This window comes from Bacteroidia bacterium (assembly GCA_033391075.1).
GTDB lineage: Bacteria > Bacteroidota > Bacteroidia > J057 > J057 > JAWPMV01.
In genome coordinates, this window is the sequence record JAWPMV010000001.1 from 1,411,580 (window position 1) to 1,426,590 (window position 15,011).

The following is a 15,011-nucleotide window of genomic DNA, read 5'->3' on the forward strand; positions in this document are numbered from 1 at the left end:
TTGAGCCTTATGAAACTACTACTCAAAGTCCTGGGCATTGCCTTATTGGGACTTGTCGCGGGTTTTCTGTTTAGCTTTTTTCGCATTCAATCCGGCAGTGGAATTGATGAGGTTTTTCAGAAAAATGGACCCTGGCGCTTCGCTCCCAAAATGGATCTGGCAGAAAATCAATACCAAAGAGCCCTGATCGCAAGAGTCGGTCTTTTTGCCCTTCTTGAATCAGAAGTCCTTTACTATGCCCTAACCGAAGATGAAAATGGCGATCCTTTATCATCGGATCATATTTATGAATTGACAGGTGAATCATTTGATGCTCGATACTGGAGCTTTACCCTTTATGGAGAAGATGATTTTCTCATTCCCAATGAAGAAAAACGCTTCACCCTCAATGAGGTAAATATGGTCTTTGAAGATAGCCTGAAGAATAGCTATCAATTCTATTTGTCCCAGGAAGCCTATGGCAAAAACTGGATTCCTTCGGGGGATGCAGTGGAGATGAGCCTTTTGCTTCGGCTATACAATCCTTCTCCAGATATTTATGAACGGGCAGGAGAGATTTCTTTACCCCAAATCAAAAAAATCCGATGAAAAAGAATCTATTATACCTGGGGCTTTTCCTGTTGTGTTTTTACCTCGGTTCTCAATTGACGCTCAGCTACTATTCTTATATACTCTACCAGGGAGCCAAAAAGAAACTGGAGGGAACAGAAAATGTGCTTAGGTATGGACAATTGCCGGATGAATATTCTCGACAGGTAGTAAAGCCTAATCCGGATTTTCTTTATGTGATTGGCTTTTATGATCTCTCAGAAGGACCCATTCGTATTTCAGGAAATATGCCGGATTCTACTTATTGGTCCATATCATTTTTTGAACCCAGCACCGTTAACTATTTTGTGAAGAATGATCTGGAGTTTGGGACTTCAAAACTGGATATTACCCTAAGTAGGCAAAAACTTAATACCAAAGCTGATAAGGAACAGATAATATCTCCCAGAGAAAAAGGACTGATGTTGTTCAGAATTTTGGTACCTGATCCCAGTCCGGAAAAATTGGCGGTATACAAAACTCTTCAGGAGAGTATAAAGATGCAGTTAATGAAGATTGAAAGCTGAAAAGCGATATTCGACCACACAAAAACACTTATACAATGCGAAGTACTTCCTATTTTATTGAGTTAATGATCGCAGGAGCGGGAGCTACAATCTGGCTGGCCATTATTGTTGTCAGTTTCTATGGCTATGACTGGATTCCCTGGGAGTATTTGAAAGAAGCCGGAATTATCATTGTCTTATCTCCTTTTGTATATGTACTGGGAGTGATCTTTGATCGTTTCGTAGATAATTTCTTTGATTTCTACTTCAAGGAAAACTATAAGAACCCTCAATTTTTGCCGAAAGAAGAATACTATCGAGCCAGGACCAAGGTATATATGGCTTCGGATCATTTGAGAGATTTGATGGAGTATGGGAAAATGCGAATTCGCATTTGTAGAGCCTGGTCATTCAATAGTTTTATGATTGCCTTTTTTGGATCACTCTATGTGATCGCCAGCCCTTATACTCCATTTGATAGTTTGGGCGAGCAACTCAAGTCAGGGGGGATGATTTTGCTGGTATTTGGGCTCCTGGGCTTTCTCTCATTTCGAGCCTGGAGAATCCTGAGTTTAAAGGAAGCCGGCTTTTTAAGAGACCAAAGTCGTATCCTAAAGGAAATGAAGGAAAATAAATAGGAGAAATGTGAATCAGGGGTTGCAAAGCCATCTTAGATTCCCTACTTTTGTATCCGTTTTCAGAAAAAGCTAGAAATCATGGCAAAGAAATTCACAAGAAAGAAACTGAGATTGCGTGCAAGAGCACAAGCTCGTCGCCACAACCTCAAAGTAGCTCCAACTGCTAAAGGTGTAAAAGAAACACTTGAGCAGAAAAACATGCCTGTGATTGCTTCTCTTGAAGCTAAAGTGAAAGCAGCACAAAGCTAAGAAACTCAGAGGCCATTGGCCCAGAAAATAAAATAGCGATAAGTCCTTTGGGGTTTATCGCTTTTTCTGTTTGCATTGATCAATGACTTTTGAGCCAGCCCCGATCAGGTGGTGCGATCAGGCGTGCATTCTGATACGCCCAGTCCAAAGGTAAGACCGTATTGGCTCGATAGATTTCATGTTCTTTTGCAACCACCAGAGCCAAATCCACTTTGCTTGGTATCTCTAAAGATAAAGGCAGTAACAACTGTATCTTTCCTTCATAGTATTGAGGTACAGCCGTTTTATAGTTTCTGTGAACCATACGCTCTGCCAGGTGGATCGCATTCCTCAAACGGGAAATCAGCTCTTCCTTACTGAGTTTTGAAAAGTGCTTGGGAAAACGCTCAGAGCGATCTTCAACTATATGCTCATAATCCGGAATCAACCTTCTACTGGTATCGTAGATCAGGTCTTCGGGTGAGGCATAATAGTTAGCCAATTTGGGACTCCGTTTGAAATAGCTCATCAATCGATGACTTTCGCGTCCAAATTCTTTGAACTGCCATTCCGGTTGGCGTATATAACTATTGGGTTGAGCCCTGCGGTGGTTCTCGCTGAAGTAAGCAAAAAGCTCCTCCTGTTTATCTGTAACCAGTCCTGTATTAAAGGCTGCGTAGGTATTATTCTCCTGATCTCGGGTATAGGAAATCTTGTCTTCTTGCTGAAGGCGTCTGAAAGTCTGTAAAAGATAATTGGAGAGGACCGTCAGGCGACCATTTTTCTTGCCATAGTCCCAATCTTCTTTTTGAGCCATTTGCGCCAATTTCAGGAGATGGCGTTCAAAATTCTGAAGGTTGGCAAATTTCTCAAGGGGATATCGGGTGTCACTGATGATCACCTCTTTGGCCTGCAATCCCCGCTCTGTTTCAAAAGGACTGAACTCTACCTCAAAGTCAACTTCTATCTTTTTAAATCCTTGCCCTTTTACATCTGTATGGTGGAGGAAAAACCGCTTTCCACTCTTGCTTTCTTCAACATATCCATAGCCATTATGAAACTCCATAATCTTGCCCGTCAGCCGCTCTGTAATGCGACTAACCAGCTCCGCTTTCGGGCCTTTACGCGTTTCTTTGATCTTGAATTGAACCAGTTCGTTTTCAACAAGGATTCTTGCCTCTCCCTGAACATCTGTAAAGTGTACGAATACCCCTTCTGGTTTTTCTGGTGTCTTGATCCTACCGAAACCGCGCTCGATATTGAAAAAACTCACAATTCCTATCTCCATTCTGCGGTAATTTGTTCGAAGATATAAATCGGCTATTAGCTCGCCAACGAAGCTTCGCTGAACGGACAGATACGGCCCCTATTCGGTTAGAAAATTTGGGGTAAATATTCCTGGGAAGATTGTGAAGTAAAGCTGAAAATTTTAGCATACATGAATTCAGAATATAAGAATTACTTGTTTCGAGCATTAATTGACAGAATGGGAATTCTAGCTAAATCGGGCTTTCTTTGCGTGAACGGCTGATTTTGAGCTGTATGTTTTTTTATATGAAAGATTTTCGAGTGAAATTATTTTTTATGGCAAAATTATCCTTCTGGAAGAGCTCATAGAGACTTAGTGCGGGCTTAAAGTCTTTCTTGTCCAATTGCGAATCCCTCCCATTGTCCAATTTCTTTCGTGTTATTTTTTGTATTGGATTATTTAAAAAATCAGACAAAATGCGAAAGACCTGCTTGATTTGTATGTATGAAAGGACAAAGATTCTGTACGAAGTGCTGAGAATAGCCCGAATAGAGAAACTATAGGTATAGGCGGGTTGAAAATATAGCATGTCAGATTCCCTTCGAATCCTTCAAATTAATCCAGAATTTTCGCGGGATTATCCTACATACTTTTTTTTATCGCTTCAAAGAAAGGATTCGTAATTAATCAAGCTGTTATATTTCCGGACTTGCGATACCTTTATCCTACCAAATGCACCAATTGTAATCTGCCCATGAGTTCTTTAAATAGGTTTAAGAACCCTAGTACGGAACCCTTTCTCAGTCTTCAGAAAAATTCGATCATAAGGAACCTGTCAACTGCTTATGGTCGAGAAACAGAGGTAAAACCTCATCTATACAAGAAACCTTCTGCCATCTGTCAAACAACTGCTGAAAGTCTTCCCTTGATCTGGAAAGATCCGATTCAGTTTGCAGAAGACTGGATGGCTCAAATTCAAACCCGAGTAGAAGCTTTGGGATTGAAGTTGAAACATATGGAGGATGCCGATACGCCCTACATACGCGAATTTCTCCTGAGAAGGTATAATGAGCGTATGGCAAATGAAATCTGTGCCTTTGATCTTTTTCGCTTCCGGAATTTCGGTCATGGAATCCTTTTAACAGATGAAAGCGGAAAGGTACAGGGGACGATCTTCGAAATTGCCTATGATACGGAAGAAAAGACTTCCTATACCATTCGCCTGGCCATAGCCGAAGAATGGAAAGGAAAGAATCTGGGCGCCCACCTGATGAGGTATTCATCTCTGAAGGCTTTGGAACAGGGATCAAGGGTAAAAAGAGGCGTCATTCAAGTCGATAATTTGGCCAGCCTTCATATCAACCTGAATAAGGTTGGATGGATCTGTGATAAATTTGAAGGCGAAATCAATGGCCTCGGATCTTTCTTTCATATAGCATTGCCTCTGGACCTTCAGGGCTTGACAGGCAATATCATCGATTTTGACGCTTGCCAATCATTTGTAGAAGAACATGTGGAAGGCCTTCATTACCGACTGGTCGATTGCGAGAAACAGGAAGAGATTGCAGAGATGTACCAGAAAACTTCCTTCAAGATTTGCGCATTGATGAAAGCCGGACTGCTTTCACCCAAAGCTCAATTTCTCGCTATACCCGCAGAAGATTTAGGAATGAGCTAAAAAATACATTCTATAAAAATTCGTTTTTTGCCCTGATGATCTCACCCATGATACTCAGGGCAATTTCTTTGGGGGTCTTGGCTTTGATGTCCATTCCTATAGGTGCGTGGATACGAGCAATTTCCTCCGCTGAAAAACCAGCCTCTGACAGACGTGCAGTTCTCTTTGCATGCGTCTTTCTACTTCCTAAGGCACCAATATAAGCGGCATCGGATCTCAGGAGAATGTGTAAGGCATTATCGTCTATTTTTGGATCGTGAGATAGGACAACCGCAAACGTATAAGGATCGAGCTCATAATCGGGCAGAACTTCCGCCGGATATTTTTCATATATCTTGTCCGGAGCAATAGGAAATTGAGTCTTATTGGAAAAAGCTCCTCGGGGATCAATCACAATGGTTTCGAAATCAAAATTTTGTGCCATACCTACCAGATCAACCGTAATATGAGCTGCTCCTATGATGAGCATTTGGCTCCTTCTGGGATATACCTGGGCGAAATAGGTCTCTTCTCCTTCTTCTAGCAATTTGTGTTTGCGTTCCTGAAAAGCACTTTTTGCCTCATTGAGCAGATGTTCGGAAGCCTGATGTCCCAGTAGGCTGCCATCAGGTAGGACGAGACTGTGATGAGGGATTCCATCAGCAATCTTGCTGATCAGGATGGCCGATTGATCATTATTGAGCCTTTTCCCCAACTCTGACCATATCTCTTTTTCTTCTTTTCTCTCATCAAATGCTAGGAAAGGTTCCACAAAGACCTGAATGCTGCCCCCACAGCTTAAACCTACTGCCCATGCATCTTCATCCGTAACTCCATAAGCTATGCGCTTGCTTTCGCCAGACTCCATCAAAGCCATAGCCTCACGGACAACCGCCCCTTCTACACAGCCCCCACTCACAGAACCTGCCATTTCCATCTCTTCAGAAATTAGCATCGTGGAGCCGACAGGACGGGGAGAAGAACCCCAGGTTTTGATAACAGTTGCGACTGCAAATCGTTTATTAGTGGAAACCCATGATGATAGGGTAGGTAAAAGCTCTTTCATTATGCTAATTTGTAGATGATTTCTAATTTTCGGAAATTTTGGAAGAGGAATTAACTTAAGCGTCTTTTCCTCTATTTGAGACGATCTTATGCCAAAAATAAATTTCACTTCTGCCCTCAAACGCTTCTTTCCCGATCTGGAAGCAGAACAGATAGAAGGGGCAAATGTTTCGGAAGTTCTGCAAAATCTGGAGAAAATACATCCCGGTATTTGCGATTATATTGTTGACGAACAAGGAGAGTTGAGAAAACACGTCAATATCTTTGTGGACGGGGAGTTGATTCAGGACAGAGAAAAGCTCCAGGATGCAGTAGGGGAAAAAGATGAGCTCTTCATCTTTCAGGCCCTTTCGGGAGGATGAGCAGGAATAAGAAAAGGACTTCATGAAATTACTTGTTGGGACTACCAAAGGCTTAGTGGTATTTGAAGAAATGAATGGGAAATGGTCTGTTAAGGATCACCATTTCCTGGGCATGCCGGTAAGTACGATTTATGTGGACGAAAGGAATAATACCTGCTGGGCCAGTTTGGCGCATCGTCATTGGGGACAGAAACTTCACTATTCGGAAGATGAGGGAAAAACCTGGCCTCCAGTAGCTCCCCCTAGCTATCCGGCAGGAAGCTTATTAGCTTCAGGAAAAGCAGCAAAACTTAAAAAAATATGGTCCATTCAGGCTGATGGGAAAGCGGGCGGAAAAGGGATCTTTGTAGGAACAGAGCCGGGAGGGCTATTTTATAAGCCGGATCTTTTGACTCCTTTTAGCTTGGTCGAAAGTTTGTGGAACCATCCTAGCCGATCAGATCACAATCAGTGGTTTGGAGCAGGAAGGGACCATCCTTTTTTGCATTCCATAGAGATACATCCAGACAATCCCGATCATATCTATATCGCGGTCAGTTGTGCAGGAGTATTTGAAAGTAAGGATGGAGGTAAAAGTTGGGAACCTAAAAACCGGGGACTTATCGCTGCATATCTACCGAATCCTGATGTCGAGGTTGGCCATGATCCTCACATGATGCACATTTGCCGATCCCAGCCCGAGGTGATCTGGCAACAAAATCACTGTGGCATTTTTCGCACGACAGATGGAGGAGATAATTGGAAGTTGCTAAGTGATCCCAAAGGCATCCCGCATTATGGATTTGCTTTGGCAATAGATCATGAGAATCCTGATAGGGCTTTTGTTATCCCTGCTTTGAGCGATGAGATGCGTATCGCACCGGATTTGGCTCTCAGGGTATATCGTACAGAGGATGGAGGCGAAAGTTGGCAAAGCTTGAGTGAAGGACTTCCTCAGGAAAATTGCTTCGACATTATTTTTAGACATTCGTTCGATATAAAGGGCCAAAGGCTGGCTTTTGGAAGTAGTACCGGCAATCTATATTTATCCTCCAATGGAGGGGAAAGTTGGGAATGTCTTTCATCCTCTCTGGCTCGCATCGATTCCCTTTGCTTCATTCCATAAAAAAAGGGACCAAATGCAAAGCTTCGGTCCCCTTCATCTCCATCTTATTAATCTAATTTGTGCCTGCTTCGGCTGTGGCAGCTTCCATGGCAGCTCTTACCTGATCAGCAGTCCCTTGAATAAAGGCCTTGATCTTCGGTATGTCTTCTTCTGTTAACTTTCCAGTGAAATTAGGCATTCCCTTTTCTGCAAGGGCATTTGTGAGTACAAATTCAGCCAGATTATCTATAACGGCTTTATCAGAATACCCCAGATTCGGAATAGATCCTCCTGTAGCGACAGCTGGAACGCCATGGCAGAATACACAACCATTTATGTAAAGTTTGGCGCCCATAGCAATATCATTGGGATCATATTCAACCCCGGATACCAGGGGTTTTTGTGGGACAGCTGCAAATTCAGGCATTTGTCCAGTACCACCAATTTTGAAGGTGTAGACTTTGCCCGAAGTCTGGGTCTCGGAATGAGCCGCTGCAAGGCCATATACTCCTCCCCAGCCCACTGCAATACTTAGGTATTGTTCTCCATCCACTTCATAAGTAGAAGGGGCTGCAATAACACCCGTTCCGGTAGGTGTTTCCCATAGTTTATCACCAGTCTCGGCATTGTAAGCAACAAAGCGGCCATCAGCCGTTCCCTGAAATACCAGATTCCCGGCTGTAGTCAATACTCCTCCATTCCAGGGGGATATATGATCGACTTTCCATTTGGCTTCTTGCTTTACAGGATCCCAGGCTACCAGATGTCCGAAAGCCGGGCCTTTTGGGGGGACAGCCGAAGCCAAAACACCCAAATTCCACCCAAGGAGGTTGTGAGGCCCTCCGCCAGCAGTTCCATTGGCTACCCAGTCATCATTGGTTTCAATGACAATAGGTACACCCTGAGCCGGAATATAGGTAAGTCCTGTCTGGGGATTAAAGGCCATTGGGTGCCAGTTATGTGCTCCATAGGGACCAGGGATCGCTTCATAAGCCCCATCTTTGTATTCCGCCTCTGTAATCTCTATAGGTCTGCCATCCTCATCATATCCTTCAGCCCAGTTTACCGCGACAAAATTTTTGGCAGAAATAAATGCTCCATCTGTACGGTCGATAACAAAGTAGAATCCATTTTTAGGAGCTTGCATAATGACCTTGCGATCCGTTCCATCTATATTCAAATCTGCAAGAATCAAGTGCTGAGTTGCAGTATAGTCCCAATGATCGCCGGGTGTGGTCTGATAGTGCCAGACATATTCTCCATTGTCTGCATTGAGGGCTACGATAGACGAAAGAAAGAGATTATCTCCTCCTCCGGGACTACGAAGCCTTCTATTCCAGGGAGAACCATTGCCTACCCCTACATACATGAGGTTTAGGTCTGGATCATAAGCCATCGCATCCCACATAGTACCTCCGCCTCCAACTTCCCAGTATTTACCTGCCGGATCCCAGGTATCTGCGGCCATCTTCATGGCCTCATTTTCAAAGGGCTCTTCGGGATTTCCAGGTACAGAATAGAACCTCCATGCCTCTTCTCCGGTTTCGGCCTCATAAGCCGTGATATACCCTCTTACTCCATACTCTGCTCCTCCATTTCCTATGACAACCCGACCTTTGATAATACGGGGTGCACCTGTGATGGTATAATTTTTAGTCTGATCGAGTGTTACGACTTCCCATTTCATGTCTCCACTTGCAGCATCCAGGGCAATCAATCTACCATCCAGAGCAGCAACAAATACTTTGCCTTTATATACCGCTACTCCCCGGTTTACTACATCACAACAGGCCTTTTGTGCCGTGTGTTTAGGGACTTTTGGATCGAAGGTCCAAATCTGCTTTCCTGTACGTACATTGACAGCATGTACGATGCTCCAGGGGCCTGTTACGTACATAATTCCATCTACTACAACAGGCGTAGATTCAACTCCTCGGATGGAGCCCAATTCATAGGACCAGACCAATCCAAGGTCTTTTACATTTTCTGTATTGATGGCTTTGAGTGAACTGAAACGATTTTCCTCATTGTTAAGGCCATAGTTTAACCAGTTTTTGGAATCTCCACTGTTGAGTCTTGCATCATCAATTGCATTTGTAACAGCTTTGATATGACCAGGACTCCCCTTAGGTGGGCTAGGAGGCTTACATGCTGAAAAAAAATAGCATATAGCCAGCATCAGAAATCCTGTGCGCAGGAATTTGAATAGTAGCATAGCAGAATTGTAGTTTTTAGTATGAAAGAGTAAAGATCCTTGTAAACGGGAGAATGCTTCGGCTTCGTAGACATTATAATGTATGAAAATTTTTGAGAATTTGCAAGGTGTCAGAGACCTCATGAGAAAGGGATAGCCCCTTCATTTACAAGGATCTGCCGGATGCCAAGGAGTATATAAACTAAAAATCCCTGCTCATCCTTAGGATAAGCAGGGAAAAATATGTGTTAATAAGAACTTCTTTTCTATTTCAACTTAAAGCCCTGAAGAGAACTATTATTTCTACTTACGATGAAATGAGTCTCTCCATTAAGCATTTGTACTTTAATCAGATCCTTTGCATTCCCATCGATATGCAGGCCACTTTTTTCAGGGCTAACGGAGGTATAATTGCCAGATTGGTCAGAGAGCAAAATGAGTCCGCTTCCTGCATCAAGGCGAGGCGTTTCTACTTCTGTATTGTATATGTTTCCTGTCAGCATCAAGTCCTCATATCCATCCTTATTATAGTCCAGTTTTTCGCTGGAGAAAATGGGGAACAATTGGGCTTCTTTGGGCAATTGCTGAATCTTGAACTTTCCCCCTCCCTGATTGACCAAGATAATGGATGCAAAGGTCGTGACCTCATATTCGAAGGCATCTTTAAGTTCATCTCCATAGATGTCATCCAGAGTAGCTTTGGCGAAAGCATTGTAGGTAGGGAATTTCTCCGCTACGAAGGGCATTTGCTGACTGGAACACTCTCGTCCACGAACTGGTAGATAATCTCCCTCAGCTTCATTTTTATAACTCAAAACGATATCCAGGGTACCATTGGAATCGAAATCATTGGCAAAGACTTTGAATGGCTTTTCATGGCTGGTTTTGAACTTTGAGTTTAGGCCTACATTTCCTATGAGGTAATCAGGCTTGCCGTCTTTATTTACATCCGTTTCAGTTATGCTAAACCACCAACCTTTTTGGGCGGCTAGTTCGGTGTTTTCGGATATATTAACAAAAGAACCTTTGTTGTTTTTCAGCAAGTGGATAGCTGTCCATTCCCCTGCCAAAATAAGATCTTCCCATCCATCTCCATCAAAGTCCGTAGCAAGCACCTGATTGATAATGCCCAAATCACTGAGCATTGGCGCAATTTCCAGACTCGCATCTACAAATTTTCCTCCTTCATTTTTATACAGCTTTGAAGGGGCTGCCTGTGGGTACCTTTGGGGATTTATGCGATTGCCAACAACTATATCCATATCACCATCTTTGTCAAAATCGATGGCGGCGAGTGCTTTTCCACTATACTTTTCCTCGTCAAAATCATGTCCCAAACTCCTCTTGAAATTTCCCTTCCCATCATTGAGGTACAATCTGTCCGCATAGGCCTCACTGGAAGCTTCTTCAGCATTTCCCCCACTTACAACAAACAGATCCAGATCTCCATCTCCGTCAAAATCCTCGAAAAGGGATTCCATATCTTCAAAATGAGCATCCTGGGCAAAACTCCCCTGATCACTCATTTCAAAGCCTTCAGCTCCCTGTAAATAAAGAGCAGCACTTTGTCCCATAGCACCTCCGATATATAAATCATCCAGTTTATCTCCATTTACATCGGCTTTGGACATATAGGGTCCCAGGGTAGATTGACCATAGGGAAGAAGAATCTCTTTCGCAAAGTCATCATAGGCATTTTCCCTGTGCTTGAAATTCAGCCCTATTTCTGAAAGCTTGGTTTTTTCCATCCGGCCAGATGCGGCATAATCAGCCCGACCTTCTGGCTGCCGCGCTTCAGCTTCTGAAAATGTAATTTTACTATTAGCCTTTACCCGATATCTTTCCTCAAATTTACCAGAGGGCCATTCGATTCGCAGGGTATCGATAAGCCTGGCATTTCCCAGCCCAAAATGAGCGATGGGAGGCACTGCAGAGAGATAGCCTCTTACTCGATTGGTTTCGACTACCAGAGTTTGTCCTTTTACTTTTGCATAGACCCTGGCAAATGGCTCAGAGTTTTTAGCTTCGGCATGGGTTTCAACAGAAAGAAAATTGCCGTGTTTTTTCTCGCGACTGATATTTTTATAGAGGAAAGCCTGCCCGTCAATATTATTCACCACCAATTCCAAATCTCCATCATTATCCAAATCGGCATAGGCCGCTCCATTTGAATAAGCGGGATCTGAAACTCCCCAGTCTTTGGCTACATCTTCGAAATGAAGTTTGTGGTCATTTCGATACAGGAAATTGCTAAGTTTCTCTGTAGGCATTTGCTGGTAGAGTTCCTTCTTGATCGATAGTGGAACATCTCCATTGTAGTTTACCTTAGCTTGATAAACTTTGCTCTGAAAATCATTGTCCAGGGCATACCGTCTATAGCCATTGGTTACATAAATATCCTTATAGCCATCATTGTCATAGTCAGCCATCAAACCTGCCCAGCTCCAGTCTGTTTTGGCGGTACCTGCAAAATGATTGATGTTTTGGTATTTGCCATTGCCGAGGTTCAACTGTAGGCTGTTGAACATATACTGATAGGGGAGGTCAAGTTCATCGACCAGTAAACGAAAATTATCTACGCTCATCGAACGCATCAGGGTCTTGGAACGAAAATGATCACTGGAAGCCATATCCAGTACAAAAATTTCCTGATGCCCATCATTGTTGAGGTCGGCAATGTCAACACCCATCCCATAGAATGAGCTATGATTCAAGCGGTCTTTATTCTCATCTTTGAAGGTGCCATCTTGCTGGTTGATAAAGACAAAATCCGGCACATAGTAGTCATTGCTGATATACAGATCTATCCAACCATCCTGATTGAGATCAGAAGCTATGACTCCCAGGGCATAACTCCCGCGTAAGAGTCCCGCTTCTTTTGTGATATCCGTGAATTTCCCCCCATCATTTCTGTAGAGGTGAGAAGAACTTTTGCGGAGAAGTTCAGGTCTTTGTTCGAGCAGGCGTTTGAATGAAACCGGATCGGTTCCAAATAGCCAGTTCTCATTTCCTACAAAGCAGTCAAGGTCTCCATCTTTATCAAAATCAAAGAAAACACTTTGGGTGCTGATTCCTTCATCTGCCAGACCATACTCCAGGGCTTGCTCGACAAAAGTCATGTCTCCCTGGTTGATGTAGAGGAGGTTCCTTCTTTCTATTCCATTATTAACATCCCCTTTTGGTCCTCCCTGACACACATAAATGTCCAGAAAGCCGTCCTGATTCACATCGGCAAAACTGACCCCATTTGACCAGGATTTATTGTCATTGATGCCGGCAGAGGTACTGATGTCTTCAAATTTGAGTTTGCCTCTATTGAGGTAAAGGGCATTATCCTTTTGGTTGGCGGCAAAGAAGATATCCTGCAGGCCATCATTGTTGAGGTCTGCAATTCCTAATCCTGCACCATTGTAAAAGAAATCGAAATCAAATAGATTTTCCTTCGTAGCTACATCAGCTATAACCCGATTATTGAATGTGATGCCGCTCTCGCTGGCAGGGATTTTTTCAAAAACAGGCCCTTTCGTCAGATTGGGAAAGGAGAACTGAGGAGTGGTAAAGATGAATCCAAGGCTCAGGCTTCCGAGAAGAAGTGCCCAAATTGTAACCTGAATGCTGCGCTTCATATGATAGAGCTTGGAGTTTTTCGATTAGATCTGTTTAGGGCAGTAAAATTACAAAAAAATGAGGCTTCCGGGAAAAAGGAAGCTTTTTTGGCTGCTTTCTACCCAAAATAACGCTGATTTTGTCTGCAAGTTGTCAGAGGGGGAGAAGTTTTCTCGTGTTATGGTGTTCTGGAAATGAAAGTCAACACCAGAACACTCACCAATGCTTATCAATCAGTGCTTGTAGCTCAGGATACTTCTCATCTGTATCTCCCCATTCTTCTCTTAGCGTTAAAAGTCTCTGCTTCAATTCGGCTATTTTCTCCTGATAAGCGGGGTCGTCGAAAGCGTTTCGGTTTTCTCCAGGATCAGCTATGAGGTCATAAAATTCCCAGGCTGGGGGAGTGGGTTTTTGGATAGCGCCTGTCATATCAAGTGCTTGTCCATAGAAAAAGGCCAGTTTATAATTTTCTGTGCGTAGACCGAAATGTGCAGGGCGTTCTTCCCGATGCAGCCAATAGCGATAGTACATATCCTTTCTCCAGTCATCCACTTGTTTTCCCTGGAGATTTTTTCTAAAGCTTCTTCCTTTTATACTTTCAGCTTTTGGGATACCTGCATAATCCGCAAAAAGAGCTGGAAAATCTATATTCAGAATGATATCATCGACAGTAGTTCCGGCAGGGATTTCTTTAGGATAACGGATGACGAAGGGCATTTGCAGAGCTTCTTCGTAAATCATTCGTTTGTCAAAAAAGCCATGTTCCCCCATAAAATATCCCTGATCAGCCGTATAGATCACAACGGTATTTTCTGCCAAACCACTTTCTGCTAAATAATCCAGCAGTTTACCTATATTATCATCAATAGCCGCTCCCGATTTGAGGAAATCCCCCACAAACTTTTGATAAATCTTTTTTCTTGCGGCCAATGAATCCAGGCCTTCCAGGCTGAAGGGCATACCCGGATATCGTTGTTTATCCGCAGCTTTCCTCGAATCATTTTCCCATCTTTCGCCTAAAATCCAGAGTTTTTGTCCGATAAAAGATCTTCCATTAGTTGTAGGACTAAAATCATAGAGAGAGGGAGGTTCAGGAAATTCTACGTCATTATATAAGTCTTTGTATCGTTCCGGATAGTCAAAGGGTTCGTGGGTAGCTTTGAAATGGGTCATCAACATGAACGGCTTTTCGGATTTTCTATTTTTCAACCATTCAATAGAAAGGTCTCCGATTACATCCGAAGAGAAACCCTCATAGACTTTGCCTCCTTCTTCCCAATCTGTTTCTTCTTTTAAAATAGGATTGTGGTACCTTCCCTGGCCGGGTAAGACACTAAAGTGATCAAAACCTGAGGGTTTCTTTTTCAAATGCCATTTTCCTATGATAGCTGTTTCATAACCTGAGGATTTGAGGTTTTTGGCAATATTATCCTGTGCTGGATCGAGGGCATCAGAGAGGGTATAAATTCCATTTTGATGACTGTATTGTCCGCTTAGTATACTTCCTCTACTGGGTACACAAATGGAATTGGTACAATAGACCCGATTGAGTAATGCACCCTCTTTGACCAATCTTTTGATATGATCATTTTTTACATATTCATCCAGAATTCCTCCATAAACTCCCCATGCCTGAGAAGTATGGTCATCGGACATGATAAAGAGGATATTGGGCCTGAAATCCTTTTGCGCATCTTCTTTCTGAGTACAGGCAAAAAGGAAGACTAAGGTGAATAGTAGCCAGTTCTTTTTCATAAAGGAAAGGTAGGTAAAAAGAAGGCTAGAGGAAAATGTTACGGACGCCCACGAGCCAGGCTCGCGGACATCCATCGCT

Annotated in this window: 12 protein-coding genes; 7 read left to right on the plus strand and 5 right to left on the minus strand. The window is 43.1% G+C overall.

Going from position 1 to position 15,011, the window contains the following annotated elements:
• The first annotated feature begins 9 nt into the window (after positions 1–9).
• The 4 genes from R8P61_05520 (at position 10) to R8P61_05535 (ending at position 1,981) form a co-directional block, all read left to right on the plus strand.
• Positions 10–588 carry a DUF1214 domain-containing protein gene (locus R8P61_05520; protein ID MDW3646494.1) on the plus strand — a complete coding sequence of 193 codons (579 nt, stop codon included), beginning with the start codon at positions 10–12 and terminating at the stop codon, positions 586–588.
• Positions 585–1,115, plus strand: a complete 531-nt coding sequence (locus R8P61_05525) for a DUF1254 domain-containing protein (protein ID MDW3646495.1) — start codon at positions 585–587, stop codon at positions 1,113–1,115. The genes R8P61_05520 and R8P61_05525 overlap by 4 nt, the downstream gene beginning before the upstream one ends.
• 35 nt (positions 1,116–1,150) lie before the next feature.
• Positions 1,151–1,732, plus strand: a complete 582-nt coding sequence (locus R8P61_05530; protein ID MDW3646496.1) for a hypothetical protein — start codon at positions 1,151–1,153, stop codon at positions 1,730–1,732.
• A gap of 78 nt (positions 1,733–1,810) precedes the next feature.
• Positions 1,811–1,981: a hypothetical protein gene (locus R8P61_05535; protein ID MDW3646497.1), complete on the plus strand. Its 171-nt coding sequence runs from the start codon at positions 1,811–1,813 to the stop codon at positions 1,979–1,981.
• Between the two features lie 79 nt (positions 1,982–2,060).
• On the opposite strand, the gene R8P61_05540 is transcribed toward R8P61_05535, so the two are convergent.
• On the minus strand, positions 2,061–3,248 hold the full coding sequence (locus R8P61_05540; protein ID MDW3646498.1) for a DUF3825 domain-containing protein: 1,188 nt from the start codon (positions 3,246–3,248) through the stop codon (positions 2,061–2,063).
• Between the two features lie 715 nt (positions 3,249–3,963).
• Here R8P61_05540 and R8P61_05545 point away from each other — a divergent pair.
• A complete protein-coding gene (locus tag R8P61_05545; protein ID MDW3646499.1) occupies positions 3,964–4,887 on the plus strand; it encodes a GNAT family N-acetyltransferase in 924 nt (307 codons plus the stop codon).
• Between the two features lie 10 nt (positions 4,888–4,897).
• On the opposite strand, the gene R8P61_05550 is transcribed toward R8P61_05545, so the two are convergent.
• Entirely contained in the window at positions 4,898–5,932 is a 1,035-nt protein-coding gene (locus R8P61_05550; protein MDW3646500.1) for an XdhC family protein, read from the minus strand.
• 88 nt (positions 5,933–6,020) lie between these two features.
• Between R8P61_05550 and R8P61_05555 the strand changes: the two genes are divergently transcribed.
• On the plus strand, positions 6,021–6,293 hold the full coding sequence (locus R8P61_05555) for a MoaD/ThiS family protein (protein ID MDW3646501.1): 273 nt from the start codon (positions 6,021–6,023) through the stop codon (positions 6,291–6,293).
• 22 nt (positions 6,294–6,315) lie between these two features.
• Positions 6,316–7,398 (plus strand): YCF48-related protein, encoded by a 1,083-nt coding sequence (locus R8P61_05560; protein ID MDW3646502.1) that lies wholly within the window; start codon positions 6,316–6,318, stop codon positions 7,396–7,398.
• A 52-nt stretch (positions 7,399–7,450) separates the two neighbouring features.
• Here the strand turns inward: R8P61_05560 and R8P61_05565 are convergent, their stop codons facing one another.
• From R8P61_05565 to R8P61_05575, 3 genes are all read right to left on the minus strand, one after another.
• Positions 7,451–9,556 (minus strand): PQQ-dependent dehydrogenase, methanol/ethanol family, encoded by a 2,106-nt coding sequence (locus R8P61_05565; protein ID MDW3646503.1) that lies wholly within the window; start codon positions 9,554–9,556, stop codon positions 7,451–7,453.
• 281 nt (positions 9,557–9,837) lie between these two features.
• Positions 9,838–13,197, minus strand: coding sequence for a VCBS repeat-containing protein (locus R8P61_05570; GenBank protein ID MDW3646504.1), 3,360 nt, complete (start codon positions 13,195–13,197; stop codon positions 9,838–9,840).
• 196 nt (positions 13,198–13,393) lie between these two features.
• Positions 13,394–14,932, minus strand: coding sequence for a sulfatase (locus R8P61_05575; protein ID MDW3646505.1), 1,539 nt, complete (start codon positions 14,930–14,932; stop codon positions 13,394–13,396).
• Between the last annotated feature and the right edge of the window lie 79 nt (positions 14,933–15,011).